The following is a 16,815-nucleotide window of genomic DNA, read 5'->3' as shown; positions in this document are numbered from 1 at the left end:
CCGAGGGGGCGCACGGCGAGAGCGAAGCCGGGCCCCTTGCCTCTGCGCCACCTGTGTGAATACGATGAGCCGATCCGCCCCTGGCCCCCGTTCGCGGGGCCGACGAGGGCGGTCCTGCCTCGCGACAGCTCGTGGCCACGACGACGTGGTCACGCGACCCGTCTCGCGTCAGCTCGTGATTACAAGGGAGTAATCGTGGCCGTCCGCCCTGTCCGCACTCGTTCACCTCGCACCCCCGGCTCGGCCTCGCAGCGCGCGCCCGGCACCCGGCACCGCGGCCGCGGCCTGCTCGGTCCCGCCGCGCTGACCGCCGTCTCGGCCCTGCTGCTGAGCGGCCTGCCCGCCGTCGCCGCCTCGGCCGCGCCGATCGACCTCGCGCGCTACGGCACGGTGGTGGCCTCGGCGACGCAGTCGGACAAGGACGGCACCTTCCCGGCGGACGCCCTGATCGACGGCGACGCGACCACGCGCTGGGCCAGCGGCAACGGGCCCGACGAGGACGTCCCCTTCACCGCGTCGGTCACCGTCGACCTCGGCGGAGTCGCCCGCGTCGACTCGATCGGCATCGACTGGGAGTCGTCGTACGCCTCCAGCTACCGGATCGAGACCACGCAGGGCGATCCTGCCCTCGAGGCGAGCTGGACCGTCGCGAAGACCGTCGCGAGCGACGGCGCGCGAGACGAGGAAGCGGTCGGCACGACCGACGCACCCGTCGAGGCCCGCTACGTCCGGCTGAGCATGCTGCAGCGCGCCGCCGCGACCTGGGACCTGCCGCGCCAGCACTGGTACGGCTACTCGGCCTTCGGCCTGCAGGTGTTCGGGGAGTCGCAGACCCGAGCGGTCACGCTCGACCGGTCGACCGCCACGGTCGCCGCCGGTCAGCCCCTCGCCGTCGGGCTCAGCCTGACGGGCACGAGCACCGAGCCGGTCACCGCGCGCGTCCGGTCGACCGACGGCACCGCCGTCGCCGGCACCGACTTCGAGGCCGTCGACCAGGAGGTGACCTTCGCGCCCGGCGAGACCACCGCCTCCGTCGAGGTCACGACCCTGTCGACGGGCGGCCTCAGCCCCCGTCGGGCCTTCACGCTGACGCTGTCCGAGCCGAGCGAGCCCGTGACGCTCGGGGCGCGGTCGACGCTGGCCGTCACCGTCACGCCGACCGGCGCGGTGCCGAACGCAGGGGCCACGACGGTGATCGACGACTTCGAGGGCGACGTGCCCGCCGGGTACTTCCCCTGGGGCGCGAACGCGACCGTGACGCCGGCCCTCAGCACCGTCGCGGCGGATCGCGCGGACTCGTCGGGCGCGGGCGCGAAGGTGCTGAGCGCCGTCGTCGGCGGCCCGGCCACGCAGGCCGACTGGTTCGGCTTCGCGCACGACACCGCGGCCACCGACTGGAGCGACCACGACGGCTTCTCGTTCTGGTTCAAGGGGAACGCCACCGGCCTGCCCCTGCGGTACGAGCTGAAGAACGGCAACGACGCCCTCTTCGAGCAGACCGTGATCGACGACAGCACCGAGTGGAAGCAGGTCAGCGTGCTGTTCGCCGACCTCCGCTCGAAGACGGCCCCGACCAGCGACGCCCGCTTCGACCCCTCCGCCTCGACCGGCTTCGCCGTCACCCTGACGGCCCTCGGCGCGGGCACCTGGCTGTTCGACGACGTCGCCGTGTTCGACCGCGCGACGATGATCGAGGACTTCGAGGGCGACGTGGAGCTCACCACCGGGGCCGACCCCGTCGGCTTCTTCACGTGGGGCTCCCCCGCGCCGCTCGAGCCGACCATCAGCCGCGAGGTCACGACCCAGGAGCGCGGCGGCGTCGCCGACAACCACGTGCTGAGCGGCGCGTACTCGATCCCCGAGGGCGGCTACGGCGGGCTCAGCCACGACCTGGCCGACTCGCAGGACTGGTCGAGCTACCAGGGCCTGCGCTTCTGGTGGTACGCGTCGCAGGCGAACAACCCCGCCTCGCCCACAGCCGGCGCCGACCTCAAGGTCGAGATCAAGGACGGCGACCCCGCGGGCGGCGGCGACACCGCCGAGACAAGCGAGCTGTGGGCCGCCACCTTCAAGGACAACTGGGGCAGCAGCACCAGCCGCTGGAAGCTCGTCGAGCTGCCCTTCTCGTCGTTCACGCCGTCGGGCTACCAGCCCGGCGACGACGCGACGAAGAACGGCACCCTCGACCTGACGAGCGCGTTCGGCTACTCGATCACCTTCGCCCCCGGCACCCCGGCGGCGGTCGGCTGGGCGATCGACGACACGCAGATCTGGGGGACGCCGGCGACCGCCGCCTCGGTGACGGTCGACTCGACGCAGGACGTCTGGCTCGTCGACGCGGGCGACACCGCCGAGGTGCCGCTCACCCTCTCGACCGCGGGCGACGAGCCCCTCGCCTCCGACGTCGTCGTCGACTGGGCGACCGCCGACGGCAGCGCGGTCGAGGGCGTCGACTACGACGCGGCCTCGGGCACGGCGACGTTCCCGGCCGGCTCGCCCTCGGGGACGGTGCAGACGATCAGCGTGACGACCCGCGCCTCCTCGGGGCCGGCCGAGTCGAAGGAGCTGCAGCTGACGCTCGCGTCGACCACGGCGAAGGTCGGCGAGGGCCCGCGCATCGTGATCGGGGCGCACGACCTGCCCTACCTCGACGCGTCGCTGCCGACCGCGGAGCGCGTCGCCGACCTGCTCGGGCGGATGACAATCGAGGAGAAGGTCGGCCAGATGGCCCAGGCCGAGCGCCTCGGGCTGTCGTCGCCGAGCGACATCAGCGGACGCGCGCTCGGCTCGCTGCTGAGCGGCGGCGGCTCGGTGCCGCAGGGCAACACCGCGGTCGCCTGGGCCGACATGGTCGACGGCTACCAGCGCGAGGCCCTCTCGACCCGCCTGCAGATCCCGATGATCTACGGCGTCGACGCCGTGCACGGCCACAGCAACGTGGTCGGGGCGACGATCTTCCCGCACAACACCGGCCTCGGCGCGACCCGCGACCCGGCCCTCGTCGAGCAGATCGCCCGCGTCACGGCGCAGGAGGTGCGCGCGACCGGCGTGCCGTGGACCTTCGCTCCCTGCCTCTGCGTCTCGCGTGACGAGCGCTGGGGCCGCAGCTACGAGTCGTTCGGCGAGGACCCCGACCTGGTCCGCACCTTCGCCGCCCCCTCGGTGATCGGCCTGCAGGGCGACGACCCGACCGACATCGGCGGGGCCGACGAGGTCCTGGCCACCGCCAAGCACTGGGCCGGCGACGGAGGCACCACGTACGACGAGTCCGTCGTCGGCACCGGCGCGTACCCGATCGACCAGGGAATCACCGAGGCCGAGTCGCTCGAGGACTTCACCCGGCTGCACGTCGACCCGTACCTGCCTGCCCTCGAGGCCGGCGTCGGCACGATCATGCCGTCGTACTCGGCGGTCGACCTCGGCGACGGGCCCGTGCGGATGCACGAGAACGCCGCCCTCAACAACGACCTGCTGAAGGGCGACCTGGGGTTCCAGGGGTTCCTCATCAGCGACTGGGAGGGCATCGACAAGCTCCCGGGCGGCAGCTACGCCGACAAGGCCGTCCGCTCGGTGAACGCCGGGCTCGACATGGCGATGGCGCCCTACAACTACGGCGCGTTCATCGACAGCATCGTCGCGGCCGTCGGGTCGGGCACCGTGTCGCAGTCGCGGGTCGACGACGCCGTGCGGAGGATCCTCACCCAGAAGTTCGACCTGAACCTGTTCGAGCAGCCCTTCGCCGACCGCACCAACGTCGACGGCGTCGGCAGCGCGGCGAACAGGGCGGTGGCCCGTCAGGCCGCGGCCGAGTCACAGGTGCTGCTGAAGAACGAAGGAGGCGCCCTGCCGCTGGCAGCGGACGCCGACCTCTACGTGGCAGGCTCCACCGCAGACGACCTCGGTCGCCAGATGGGCGGCTGGACGATCAGCTGGCAGGGCGGGTCGGGCGACACGACGACCGGCACGAGCATCGCCGAGGGCATCCGCGAGGTCGCGCCCGGTGCGACCGTCACGGTGAGCCCGGGCGCCACCGAGCCGATCCGTGCCGACCAGACCGGCGTCGTGGTCGTCGGCGAACGGCCCTACGCGGAGGGACAGGGCGACGTCGGCAACAACGGCTCGAGCCTGTCGCTCACGCCGGCCGACCAGGCCGTCGTCGAGAAGGTCTGCGCCGCGACCTCGTCGTGCGTCGTGCTCGTCGTGTCGGGCCGGCCGCAGCTGCTCGGCGACGTCGTCGGGCTCGCCGACGCGGTGGTCGCGTCGTCGCTGCCGGGCTCCGAGGGCGCCGGCGTGGCCGACGTGCTCTTCGGCGACCGGCCCTTCGCCGGCCGCCTGCCCGTGACCTGGGCGGCCAGCGCCGACCAGGTGCCGATCAACGTCGGCGACGCCGACTACACGCCGCTGTACCCGTACGGCTGGGGCCTGCGCACCGACGGCGCGCGCGACCGGCTGGAGGCGCTGGTCGCGTCGCTGCCCGTGGGCGCGGCTCGCGACGGAGTGCAGGGCGTGCTGGACGGGGACGTCTGGGGCGCGGACGGGACCGCGGCGGGCGGCGAGGCCGGTGCCGATGCGGCCGCCGTCGCGCGCCTCCTCCGGTTGCTGCTGGAGGCGGTCGGACCGTTCTCGGGCACGGACCTCGACGCGATGACCGCGGCCGACGACCTGGTGTCCGTCGCCCGCGACCTCGCGCAGGACGCGATGGTCGACGGCACGGCCGCGGCCGGCTCGGCGGCCCTCACCGCGGAGGCGGAGAACGCGCTGCAGCGCGGGCTGCCCGACGTGGCGCTCGCCCGCCTCGCGACGGTGCTGGGCGTCGACCTCGGAGTCGTCGAGCCGACGAAGTCGGTCGTGCCGGGCACGCTCTCGCCGGCCACGGCACGGCCGGGCGACACGGTGTCGATCACCGCGACCGGGTTCGTCGCGGGCGAGGAGCTCGCCGGGACCGTCTTCTCCGAGCCTCAGTCGATCGGCTACACGACCGCGACTGCCGCCGGGGTCGGCGTGCTGCGGTTCGTCGTGCCTGCCGACCTCGAGCCGGGGGCGCACGTCGTCGAGCTCGAGGGCGGCGCGCAACTCGCCAGGGCGACGCTGACGGTGCTCGCCGCGGCGGGGCCGGACGACCCGGGCGACCCGGGCACGCCTGGTACGCCTGGCGGAGGCACTCCGGGTGCGGGCACTCCGGGTGCGGGTGCGCCGGGTGCCAGCGCGCCGGGCTCGGGTGCGGGCGGCGCGGTCGCCGTGGCGGGCCGGGACGGCCTCGCCTTCACCGGCTCGGACGCGTGGGTCGGCATCGCCGGCACGGCGTTCCTGCTCATCGCGGTCGGCGCGTGGCTGACGCTGCGCCGCCGCCGCCTCCTCGGCGAGGAGTAGCCGGGCCGCAGCGTCTCCTCGAACCGCGAACCGAACCATGAACCGCGTTTTGTCGCGGTTCATGGTTCGGTTCGCGGTTCATCGCCCACGGAGCGCCCGAGGGTGGCGAGGGGGCGAGAGGCGAGGAGGGCTACGCGGACTCGCGGAGGAGCAGCGTGCGCACGACTCGGCGTCGCGGCGGCTCGGCACCGGCGAGCATGTCGGCCACGACCTCGACGGCGACGCGGGCCAGCTCGGCCTTGTCGATCGAGAGCGTGGTCAGCTCCGGGGTGACGAGGGAGCCGAGGTCGAGGCCGTCCATGCCGACCACGGCCACGTCGTCCGGCACGGAGACACCGAGGCGGGCGAGGCCCTTGAGCGCCCCGATCGCGAGCACGTCGTTGAAGGCGAGCAGGGCGTCGGCGTCCGGGTAGGTGCTGAGCAACTCCGAGACCGCCCGTACCCCGTCGGCGTGCGTCTGCTCGACGCGCACCTCTGAGGCGGGGCTCCACGCCATGCCGTGCTCCGCGAGGTACTCGCGGTAGGCGAGGGCCCGGCCGGAGCCCTCCACGCCGGAGTCGATCATCGCGACCCGGCTGCGGCCCGCCGCCCTGAGGTGGTCGAGGGCGCTGCGGACGGCCGACCGCGTCTCGATCTCGATGACGCCCTGGGCGCCTCCGTCGGGATCGGTGTCGACCTCCACGGTCGGGACGCCCGCGACCTGCTCGCGCAGGTCGCCGAGCGGCATCAGCGAGACCAGCACGTCGACGCGCGGCACCAGGGACGCGAGGCTCTCCCGAGCGACGGAGGCGTCGTGCCCGAGGTCGCACAGCAGGACTCCCCAGCCGCGTGCGGTCGCGGCCCGGCTGAACTCCGACGCGACCTCCGGGTAGTACGGGTTGCGGAGGTCGTCGAGCACGAGCCCGACCGTCATCTGCCGGCCCCTGACCAGGCCCTGCGCCGCACGGTTCGGCCGGTAGTTCAGGTCGCGGGCCGCCTGCACGACGCGCTCGCGGGTCGCGGCGCTCACGTCGGGCAGGCCGTTGAGCGAACGGGTCACGGTCTGGCGCGAGACCCCGGCGACCCTGGCCACGTCGAGGATCGTGGCAGGGCGAGGGAGGCGGGGGTCGGCAGTCGTCACCCCCTGAGGTTACTGGTAGCGTCGACCCTGGCCGTGAACGTTCACGGTCGCTCGCCAGACCAGTGAAGGACACCGATGTCTCCCCTGACCACTCCCGCCGACGCGACCGCCGCCTCCTCGACACCTGGCACCTCCTCGGCACCTGCGTCCTCGGTGTCCGACCGTCTGGCCGAGCCCGGCGCGGCCGCCCGCTGGGCCGTGCTCGGCGCCGGCTCCATCGCCCGGAAGTTCGTCTCGCAGCTGCCGTCGTCGGGCGGGGTGCTCGCCGCCGTGGGCAGCACGGACGCGGGGCGGGCCGCCGAGCTCGCCGCCTTCGCCGTCGAGCAGGGCGCAGCGCCCGCCGGGGGCACGACGGGCACCGACGACGCCAGCACCGGCACCGCCGCCGGCACCGGCGCCGCCGCCGCGGGCGCGACCGTCCGCACCGGGACCTACGCCGAGATCCTCGCCGACCCCACGATCGACGCCGTCTACGTCGCGACCGTGCACACGACCCACGCGCGCCTCGTGCTCGACGCCGTCGCGGCCGGCAAGGCCGTGCTCTGCGAGAAGCCGCTGACGCCGAACGCCGGCACGACCATGGCGGTGGCCGACGAGGCACGCCAGGCGGGCGCGACGCTCGTCGAGGCCGTCATGTACCGGTTCCACCCGCAGACGCGGGCGCTGCTCGAGCTCGTCCGCGACGGCGCGATCGGCGAGCTCGTGCACGTCGACGCCGCCTTCTCGTTCGCCGCAGCCACCCGTGAGGGCCGCCTGTTCGACGTCGACACGGCCGGCGGAGGGATCCTCGACGTGGGCGGCTACCCCGTCTCGCTGGCCCGGGCCGTCGTCGGGGCGGCACGCGGTCGTGCGTTCGCCGAGCCCCTCGCCGTGACGGCCAAGGGCACGCTCGGCCCGACGGGCGTCGACGAGTGGACCCTGGCCCAGCTCGACTTCGGCGACGGCGTGACCGCCGCCGTCCGCTGCGGCGTGCGCGTCGACGACGCCAACTCGGCCACCATCACCGGTTCGCGCGGCAGCATCCTGCTCACCGACCCGTGGTTCGGCGACGACGCGCAGCTGACCGTCCGCACGGTCGACGGCGAGACCCGCACCCTGTCGTTCCCTGGGGCACAGCCGTACGGGCTCGAGGCCGCCGCGACGATCGCCGCCCTGCGCGACGGCACCGGCGAGGCCCCAGAGATCAGCCTCGACGACAGCGTCGGCACCGCCCGCGTGCTCGACCAGTGGCGTGCCGCGATCGACCTGCGCTACCCGTTCGAGCGCGAGGACGTCGACATCCCCACCGTCACCGGCCGCCCGCTCGCCGTCTCCCCCGACGCCCCCATGGTCTACGGCGAGATCGCCGGGGTCGGCAAGAAGGTGTCGCGACTGGTGATGGGAGTCGACAACCAGCAGGACCTGGCGCACGCCTCCTCGATCTTCGACCACTTCGTCAGCCAGGGCGGCAACACGTTCGACACCGGCTGGCTGTACGGCGACGGCGAGATGGAGGCGCGGCTCGGCCGGTGGATCGCCAACCGCGGCATCCGCGACGACGTCGTCGTCATCACCAAGGGCGCGCACACGCCGCACTGCGACCCCGAGTCGCTGACCCGCCAGCTGCTCGAGAGCCTCGACCGCCAGGGCACCGACCACGCCGACATCTACATGATGCACAGGGACAACACCGACGTGCCCGTGGGCGAGTTCGTCGACGTGCTCGACGAGCACCGCCGGGCCGGACGCATCCGCGTCTACGGCGGCTCGAACTGGACCCCCGCCCGCGTCGACGAGGCGAACGAGTACGCCCGCGCCAACGGCCGGGCCGAGTTCTCGGTGCTGTCGAACCACTTCGGGCTGGCCGAGGCCTACGACGTGCCGTGGGCCGGGTGCGAGCACGTGACCGACCCCGAGTCGAAGAAGTGGCTCGAGCAGCGCCAGATCCCGCTGCTGCCCTGGTCGTCACAGGCCCGCGGCTTCTTCACGGGCCGGGCCCGACCTGACGACCTCACCGACGCCGAACTCGTGCGTTGCTACTACAGCGACGACAACTTCGAGCGTCTGCGCCGTGCGGAGCAGCTGGGAGCCGAGCACGGGGTCGCCGCGACGGCGATCGCGCTGGCGTTCGTGCTGCACCAGCCGTTCCCGACGTTCCCGCTGTTCGGGCCGCGCACCATCTCGGAGGCGCGGTCGTCGATGCGCGGCCTCAGCGTCTCCCTGTCGGACGAGCAGGTCGCCTGGCTCGACCTCCGCTAACCCGCCCGCGCCCTGTTCGCGCTCTCCTCATTCAGGAACATGGGTCCTGAGTCGCGCAACTCAGGACCCATCTGTCCTGATCTGTGCACGACTCAGGACTCGCGCACGCCCGGTTCCTGAACCCCGAGGTCGTGAACCCCGACCCCCGCGAGCCGAGGAGGCGGTGGCCCGGTCCCCGGGACCTGCCCACCGCCTCCTCGGCACTGGCTGGTCAGCTCGAGGTAACAGTCAGGTAACGCACCAAACCCATCCAGCGACCGTGGCGAACCCCTGTCAACTCCCCACCGGGAACCACAGACAAGGAGAACCATCGTGAACATCTCACGCAAGACCATCACCAAGTCCGCCTTCGGCATCGTCGCCTCCGGCGCCCTCATCTTCAGCCTCGCCGCGTGCTCCTCCAGCGACGCCGGCTCGACCTCGTCGTCGTCCGCCGCCCCGTCGTCCTCCTCGTCGGCCGCGTCCACCGAGCCCCTGGCCTCGCTCCCCGACCTCAGCAAGGGAGTCGACACCCAGGTCGCCGTCGACGCGTCCTTCGTCGACGCCCTAGGCACCCTCGGCCTCACCCCCGGAGTCGTCGGCACCGCCGGCTTCACCGACGGCACCTTCTCCTTCCCCATCACCGGCGGCAACGTCGACTACTACGACCCCGCCAGCGACGTCCGCCCCTACGTCCAGGGCGAGATCGACCACGACGGCTCCGGCCTGTCGCTGACCGCTGCCGACGGCACCGTCGTCGAGCTCACCGACTTCCGCATCGACCCGGGCGAGAGCAAGCTCTACGGCACCGTCACCGCCAACGGCACCGTCGCAGCAGAAGACGCCTACCTCTTCAACCTCTACGGCGGCACCCTGAAGCCCCTCCAGATGGAAGGCACCAACGCCGTCCTCGAGGGCACCACCGTCCACATCAGCCCCGACGCCGCAGCCCTGCTGAACCAGACCTTCAACACCGACGCCGTCCAGGACGAGATGCTCGTCGGCGTCGCGAAGATCACCGTCGCCACCGAGTAGGGTCCGCCCTCACCCGAGTGACGACGACACCGGCCCCGACCCTGCACGTGGGCCGGTGTTCCCGGTGGGGCCCCGCTCCGCGCCTCGGCGCGGGGCGGGGTTCTCCCATCACCCGGTCGTGAACCGTCAGAAAAGGTCCTTCCCCTCTCGGGAAAGGGCCTTTTCTGTCGTCTCGCCGCCCCGCGACGGGACGGGGACGGGACGGGGACGGGACGGGCCGGCCACCTCGGGTCGGCAGCATTCAGGAGGTGCGGGCCGGCGCCTCCTGAACTGTGCACGAATCAGGACGATCCGAACCTGAGTTGCGCAACTCAGGACTGAAGCTCCTGAATGAGGAGAGACAGAGCTAGCCGGTGACGACCGCGATCTCGTTCGCCGCGACGCCGAGCTCGCCCGTGGCCGTGACCTCGCCGGTGGCGACGTCGACCGCGTGGATCGAGCCCGACGCCGGGTCGGTCACGTACGCGGTGTCGCCCACGACCGAGAGGCTCGGGTGCGAGTCCTGCCACTCGGCGGGTCCCTCCCACGCCTCGATCACGGGGTACGAGGAGACGAACGAGCCGGAGCCGGAGCCGGAGCCGGTCGCGACGTCGAGCAGGTGCAGCGCTCCGTCGGTGCCGAGCACGAGCGCGTCGTCGTCGGCGGTGCGTCCGACGCCCTTCCAGGTGTACGCGACGCCGTCGGGCAGGTCGAGCACCTGCGAGGTCGCCGCGGCCGTGTCGACCGCGGTGAGCTGGGTCAGCTCGTAGCCCTCGGCGTCGGGGTCGCTGTTGTAGTCCCCGAGCATGACGGGCGACGAGTCGGTGACGTAGGCGTTGCCGGTGCGGCCGTAGTCGTCTGCGGCGGCGATCTTCGTGAAGGCGCCGTCGTCGTACAGCAGCACTCCGTCGCTGCAGCCGAACACGGCGACCTCGTCGGCCGTGGTTCCCTCGCCGTGCACGGAGGGGCAGTCCTCGCTGCGGGCGGTCTCCTCGCCGTCGGCGTCGAGCGCCCGCACGCCGACCCGCGACTCGGAGTCGCCGATCGTGGTGAGCAGCGTGCCGTCCTCGAGCTCGATCGAGACGCCGTGGTGGGCCTCGGGCGACGAGATCGTCTCGGTCGCGGGCAGCTCGCCGGTCGACGAGACGTCGAGCAGGTCCGCCGTGTCGAAGACGGTGGTGTCGCCGGTCCCGTCCGAGAACAGGATGGTCTTGTCGCCGTGGCGCACGACGTGGCCGGGCGTCGGCGCCTCGAACACGAGGTCCGTGAGCTCGGGCTCGGCGACGTGGTGCGTCCCGCCCTCGGTCCAGGTGCCGGTGTCGAGCACCTGGAACCCCTCCTCGGTCGAGACCAGCACGTGCCGTCCGTCGCCGGCGGGGTTGACCCGGGTGAAGCCGGCCAGCTCGATGTCGGCCACGGTCTCGAGGGTGGTCGCGTCGAGCACGAGCACCCCGCCGTCGTAGGTGGCCGCGATGCGGGGCTGCGCCGAGGAGGCGGTGGTCGCGCCGCCCTCGGAGGCCGCGCCGGTCGCAGCGTCGCCGCCCGCGCCTGCTGCGTTCGAGCCTGCCGTTCCGCTGCACGCCGTGAGGGCGAGCGCGGCCGAGGCGGCGAGGGCGAGGCCTGCAAGGGCCCTTGTCGTGTGTCGCTGGGTCATGTGATCCGTTTCCGTGTTCGGGGATGGGGGGTGGTGCGGGCCGGTCAGGGCGACAGGCCGGTCGCGATGAGCTGCTCGTTCGAGCGCATCATCTCGAGGTAGGTCTCGGCTCCCCCGCCGGGGGCGCTGAGCGACTCGGTGTGCAGGGCGACGACGTCGACCTCGACGTCGGCCTCGTCGGCGAGGACCTGCACGAGGCGGTCCGGCTGGGAGGCGTCGGCGAAGATCGTGCCGACCCCCGCCTCCTCGATCGCGTCGGTCAGCCCCGCGAGGTCGGACGCGCTCGGCGCCGCCAGCGTCGTCCCGCTCGGCAGCACCGCCCCGACGACGCGGAACCCGTACCGCTCGGCGAGGTAGCCGAAGACGTGGTGGTTCGTGACGAGAGCGCGCCTCTCGGCCGGGATCGCGCCGAAGCTCGCCTCGAGGTCGGCGTCCAGCTGCTCGAGCTGGTCCCGGTAGGAGGCGGTCGCCGACTCGAGCGCATCGGCGTCGAGGCCGTCGACCTGCGTCGCCAGCTCGCGCTCGAGCCCGTCGACGACGTCGAGCATCCGCTGCGGGTCGGTCCAGAAGTGCGGGTCGAGCTCGCCCTCGGCGTCGCCCTCGGCGTAGGCCAGGGGCTCGATCAGGTCGCCGGCCTCGACGACGGGCACGCCCGCGGCGGCGGCTGAGTCGACGTGCTGCTGCAGGCCCTCCTCGAGGCCGAGGCCGTTCGAGACGACCAGGTCGGCGTCGCGCAGGTCGGCGGCCTCGCGGGCGGAGATCTCGACGCTGTGCGGGTCGGCTCCCGGGGGCATCAGGGTGACGACGTCGGCCTGGTCGCCGACCAGCTCGCCGACGACGTCGCCGAGGATGTTCGTCGTGACGACGACGCGCGGGGCGCCGGCGGCTGCTCCTGCGCTGACGCTGGGACCGTCGGCGAGCGCGGAGCAGCCGCTCGTGACGAGCAGGACGGCGAGGGCGGCTGCAGCAGCAGCAGCAGATGTTGCTCGCGCGGGTCGCCCGGGTCGTCGCGCTCCGACACCCCGGACTGGACCATGCACCCCGGAACGACGGGGTGTCCCGTCCACTCCGGGGTGCCGGAGGAGGTCGGGCGCGGGCGCGGGCGCGGCGGCGGAGCCGGCGAGGAGGCGCGTGCGGCTCATCGACCCGTCTCCACGAACAGACGGCCGGGGAGCGACAATGTGCGGGCGACCCGCGCCGAGTCGGCGTGGTCGATCTCGTGGACGACTCCGGCCGACGGCGAGGCGAGGTAGCTGCGTGAGGCATCGACCTCGAGCACGACTCCGGCGGGCAGCTCGGGGCCGTCGGCTCCCGCGACGAGGTCGGCCGCGACGAGCGGCTCGGTCTGCGCGAGGACGCCCCCGGGCGAGAGGACCAGCACGCGTCCGGAGGCGCCCACCGCCACGACCGTGTCGTCCGAGTCGCCGACGGCCGTCGCTCGCAGCAGGGGCTCGGGGGTCTCGATCAGCGTCCAGCTGCGGGCGCGCGTGTCGAGCAGCCAGGCGCCGCGGGTGCCGGCGACGGAGGCGACGGCCGGCCGTCCGGGACGCGCCTGGAACGAGGTCGCCACGTCCGAAGCGGCCGTGCCTGCCGGGTACGGGATGCGCTCGAGCGTCACGTCGCCTGCGGTGTCCGCGCTGGCGAGCACGGCGCCGTCGGCACAGCCGACGACGACTCCGACGCGCGTGACGGCCGAGCCGCGAAGGTCGACGCAGGGCTCCTGGAGCCCGTCGACGGGCTCGCCCTCGGCAGTCGTGACGACGACGGTGTCGGCGAGCACTGGCGCGGCCGGCGCGGCTCCGTCGCCGGACGCAGCCCCTGATGTGTCGGAGGCGTCGGCCGTGTCGGCCGCGCCGGAGGCACCGCCCGCGCCGGAGGCACCGACCGCGTCGCTGACGACGCTCGCCACGACCTTGTCGCCGAGCGGCACGAGCACGCCTTCGTGCGGCACGCCCTCGACCCGCCCGACCTCGTCGAGCTCGCCGTCGGCCAGCGCGTCCCCGTCGAGCACGAGCCCCGTGCCGGTGGCGGACCAGAACGCGGTGGTGAGGGACGCGCTGGAGGCGGCCCGCACCTCCTGCGCACCGCCGTCGTCGGACGACGACCCGGGCGTGCCGGTGATGCCGGTGCTGCTGTGGCTGCCGGTCTCGACGCCGAGGTCGCTCAGGTCATCCGGCTCGGCGACGATCCGCGGCTCGGCCAGGTAGTAGTGCGAGTGGTCGCCGTGGGGCACCGTCCAGGCGCCGCCGTCGACGACGGTGAGCCGCCCGTCCGGGGTCGCGGCGAACAGATGGCGGCCGTCGGTCGTGAGCGAGGAGGCGTCACCGAGCGAGCCTCCGGACGCCAGCTCGACGATCTCGCCCGAGGCAGGGTCGAGGGCGCTCAGCACGTCGCCGTCGAGGGCGACGAGGCGGAGCTGCGGCTCCTGGAGCTCGCGGGCTCCCTCGACGTAGCCGTGCGGGACGGCGGTCTCGTCGGTGCCGGCCGCGTCGGAGCCGTTCGTGTCGGTGCCGTCGGCGGCGTCCGAGCCGGGGCTGCAGGCCGAGAGGGCGAGCAGCGCGACGAGGGCGGCGGGGAGGAGGGCGGTGGTTCGTCTGGTCACGGGTGCGGGGTCGCTTCCTGTCGCGCCGGGAGCGCGAGGTCGAGGGTCGGGCGGTCAGGTGCGGGGTGGGCGGCGGAGGGTGCGGCGGGGGTGGCCCTCGAGGTCGGGACCGAGGAGGCGCGGTCGCCGACCACGGCACGCGTCGCTGCCGACAGCCCGGCCAGCGCCACGGCGCACGCGGCGATGCTCGCGCCTGCCGCAGTCGAGGCGTGCCACGAGACGAGCAGGCCGACGAGCACGGCCAGGGCTCCGACGAGTGCGGCGGCAGCCATCGTGGTCGGGATGCGGCGGGTCCACTGGGCGGCGGCCACGGCCGGGGCGATCAGGAGGCCGACGACGAGGAGGCTGCCGACCGCCTGGTAGGAGGCGACGACGACGAGGGTGACGAGCCCCACGAGCACGACGTGGGCGAGCGCCGGGCGGAGGCCGGACGTGCTCGCGACCCGGGGGTCGAAGGCCAGGGCCACGAAGGGGCGGTGGAACGCGGCCGTGACCACGACCCCGACGACGACCGCGACGGCGATGAACACGAGGTCGCCCTGGTCGACGGCGAGCACGTCGCCGAACAGGACTGCAGTGAGGTCGGTCGCGAACGACCGGGACCGCGAGACGACCACGACGCCCACGCTCAGCATCGCGACGTAGAGCAGGCCGACGGCGGTGTCGGGCGCGACCCGCGAGCGGCGTGTGACGAGGCCGACGCCGGCCGTCATGACGGCGGCGCTCACGGCGGCGCCGAGCACCACGGGCAGCCCGAGGAGCGCCGCGAGGGCCACGCCGGGCAGGACCCCGTGGGCCATCGCCTCGCCGAGGAAGGCCATCCCGCGGACGACGACCCAGGTGCCGACGACGCCGCAGAGCACGGCGACGAGCACGCCGCCGACGAGGGCCCTGAGCATGAACGCCGTGCTGAACGGGTCGAGGAGGAAGGTCACGAGGCACGACCCTACATGAAAATGATTATCAGTATGATCGAGGCATGGACATCGCACCGGGATCCCTCGCGCCGCCCTCCGACCTTCCCTCGCGCCTTCCCTCCCGCCTCGCGGAGCCGACCTCGGGGACGGTCGCGCGCCTCCTCGGCGTCAGCGCCCACCACGACGGCCGCACGGCGCTGCAGGGAGTCGACGTCGACGTGCTCGGCGGCCGGCTCACCGTGCTCGTGGGCCCGAACGGCTCGGGCAAGTCGACGCTGCTGGGCGTGCTCGCCGGGACGCACCGAGACGTGGAGGGGCGGGTCGAGCTCCCGACACCGGGCACGACGGCGTTCGTGGTGCAGCGGAGCGCGGTCACCGACCGGCTCCCGATCACCGTGCGGGAGACCGTCGCGATGGGACGGTGGGCGTCGCTCGGGCCGTGGCGGCCCCTCGGGCGGCGGGACCGTGCTGTCGTGGACGAGTCCCTCGAGGCTCTCGACGTCGCCGACCTGGCAAGGCGTCCGCTGGCGGCGCTGTCGGGCGGGCAGCGGCAGCGCGTGCTCGTGGCACAGGGGCTCGCCCGACAGGCCGACCTGCTTCTGCTCGACGAGCCGACGGCCGGGGTCGACGCCGCCGCCACGGCGCTGATCCGCCGGGCCGTCGACGCCGAGCTCGCCCGCGGAGCGACCGTCGTCGAGGCGACGCACGACCACTCCCTGCGCGGGCCGGGCATCGACGTCGTGCACCTCGTGGACGGGCGCCGAGTGGCGTGAGCGCGACCGCGGCCGCCGCGGACCCGTGCCGGCGCCAGCCAGCGCGTGCCGCCGCGCCGCGGCGTCCGGACCCCACGAACCCGCGCGCACCCTCGCGCGCGCCGAGGGGTGTGCGCGGGTTCGCGGGGTCCGGGCAGCGCGCGATGATGGTGGGCGTGCAGCGACCCCCGAGCGAACCCGGATCCGACGCCGAACTGGACGTCGACGCGGGCGCGGGCGCGGGCGCGGACGCAGGCGCCGGCGCCGGCGTGGATGCCGTCGCGGTCCGCGCGGCCTACTCGTCTCGGGCGACGGAGTACGCGGCAGCACTCGGCTCGATGAGCGCGGTCCACCCCGCCGACCTCGGCCTCGTGTCTCGCTGGGCTGACGAGCTCGACGGACCGGTGCTCGACCTCGGCTGCGGACCAGGCCACTGGACGGCGTTCCTTGCCAAGCACAGCTGGCGCGATGGACACAGCGAGCCCGGCGCCCACAGCGAGCGCGGCGGGCACAGCGGGCTCGCCGAGCACGATGGGGCGCACGGCAGGCTCGACGTCACGGGCGTCGACCCGGTCCCCGCGTTCGTGGAGCACGCAAGCCGCATGAACCCGGGCGTCCGCTACGAGACCGGCTCCGCGGAGGACCTGCGGGCGGACGACGCCAGCCTGGGCGGGGTGCTCGCGTGGTACTCGCTCATCCACCACTCTCCGGACGCGATCGACGGGCCGCTGCGGGAGGTCGCGCGCGTCCTGCGTCCGGGCGGGCGCCTCCTCGTCGGGTTCTTCGAGGCTGAGGCGCTCGGGCCGTTCGACCACGCGGTGGTGACGGCCTGGCGCTGGCCGGTCGACGAGCTGGCGGCACGGCTCGAGGCTGCCGGGCTCACCGTGCTCGAGACGACGACCCGCATCGACCCCGGCTCACGCCCGCACGGGGCGCTGATCGCCGAGCACCGCGTCGCCCGCTGACCGGGCAGCTCCAGCGGCCAGCATCGCCAGGCCTCGGACACCGCCGAGTGAACGCGACACCGGCCGATGACGCGGTGTTCCGTTCACTCGGCGGCGTCAGGGGGGCAGGCGGCACGCGGCAGGCAGCACGCCACAGGCGGTAGGCGGCACGCGGCAGGCGGCAGGCGCTAGGCGGCACGGAAGAACGCTCTCGGAACGACGGAC

10 protein-coding genes are annotated in these 16,815 nt (G+C 73.9%); 5 read left to right on the top strand and 5 right to left on the bottom strand.

The window, feature by feature from the left end:
• Positions 1–195 precede the first annotated feature (195 nt).
• Positions 196–5,370, top strand: coding sequence for a glycoside hydrolase family 3 N-terminal domain-containing protein (locus JOE35_RS03975; RefSeq protein ID WP_209559961.1), 5,175 nt, complete (start codon positions 196–198; stop codon positions 5,368–5,370).
• 130 nt (positions 5,371–5,500) lie between these two features.
• Here JOE35_RS03975 and JOE35_RS03970 read toward each other — a convergent pair whose 3' ends face one another.
• Complete coding sequence (locus tag JOE35_RS03970; protein WP_209559960.1) at positions 5,501–6,490, bottom strand: LacI family DNA-binding transcriptional regulator; 990 nt, start codon at positions 6,488–6,490, stop codon at positions 5,501–5,503.
• Between the two features lie 75 nt (positions 6,491–6,565).
• Between JOE35_RS03970 and JOE35_RS03965 the strand changes: the two genes are divergently transcribed.
• Both JOE35_RS03965 and JOE35_RS03960 read left to right on the top strand, forming a co-directional pair.
• Positions 6,566–8,728, top strand: coding sequence for an aldo/keto reductase (locus tag JOE35_RS03965; RefSeq protein WP_209559959.1), 2,163 nt, complete (start codon positions 6,566–6,568; stop codon positions 8,726–8,728).
• Positions 8,729–9,040: 312 nt separating this feature from the next.
• On the top strand, positions 9,041–9,742 hold the full coding sequence (locus tag JOE35_RS03960; RefSeq protein WP_245186035.1) for a hypothetical protein: 702 nt from the start codon (positions 9,041–9,043) through the stop codon (positions 9,740–9,742).
• A 346-nt stretch (positions 9,743–10,088) separates the two neighbouring features.
• On the opposite strand, the gene aztD is transcribed toward JOE35_RS03960, so the two are convergent.
• The 4 genes from aztD to aztB are packed head-to-tail and all read right to left on the bottom strand — an operon-like array spanning position 10,089 to position 14,912.
• A complete protein-coding gene (gene aztD / locus JOE35_RS03955) occupies positions 10,089–11,375 on the bottom strand; it encodes a zinc metallochaperone AztD (RefSeq protein WP_209559958.1) in 1,287 nt (428 codons plus the stop codon).
• Between the two features lie 44 nt (positions 11,376–11,419).
• Positions 11,420–12,517, bottom strand: coding sequence for a zinc ABC transporter substrate-binding protein AztC (gene aztC / locus JOE35_RS03950; protein ID WP_209559957.1), 1,098 nt, complete (start codon positions 12,515–12,517; stop codon positions 11,420–11,422).
• Positions 12,514–13,977: an ABC transporter gene (locus JOE35_RS03945; protein ID WP_209559956.1), complete on the bottom strand. Its 1,464-nt coding sequence runs from the start codon at positions 13,975–13,977 to the stop codon at positions 12,514–12,516. The genes aztC and JOE35_RS03945 overlap by 4 nt, the downstream gene beginning before the upstream one ends.
• Entirely contained in the window at positions 13,974–14,912 is a 939-nt protein-coding gene (aztB, locus tag JOE35_RS03940) for a zinc ABC transporter permease AztB (RefSeq protein WP_209559955.1), read from the bottom strand. The genes JOE35_RS03945 and aztB overlap by 4 nt, the downstream gene beginning before the upstream one ends.
• A 44-nt stretch (positions 14,913–14,956) precedes the next feature.
• Here aztB and aztA point away from each other — a divergent pair, with 44 nt between their 5' ends.
• Both aztA and JOE35_RS03930 read left to right on the top strand, forming a co-directional pair.
• Entirely contained in the window at positions 14,957–15,667 is a 711-nt protein-coding gene (gene aztA / locus JOE35_RS03935; RefSeq protein ID WP_209559954.1) for a zinc ABC transporter ATP-binding protein AztA, read from the top strand.
• Positions 15,668–15,822: 155 nt separating this feature from the next.
• The gene (locus tag JOE35_RS03930; RefSeq protein ID WP_307802927.1) at positions 15,823–16,611 is read left to right on the top strand and encodes a class I SAM-dependent methyltransferase; all 789 of its coding nucleotides are present in this window, start codon (positions 15,823–15,825) and stop codon (positions 16,609–16,611) included.
• Positions 16,612–16,815 lie beyond the last annotated feature (204 nt).

It is taken from the genome of Frigoribacterium sp. PvP032 (assembly GCF_017833035.1).
Lineage (GTDB): Bacteria > Actinomycetota > Actinomycetes > Actinomycetales > Microbacteriaceae > Frigoribacterium.
The sequence above is the reverse complement of the archived record's forward strand: the minus strand, read 5'-3'. Positions and strand labels throughout refer to the sequence as shown.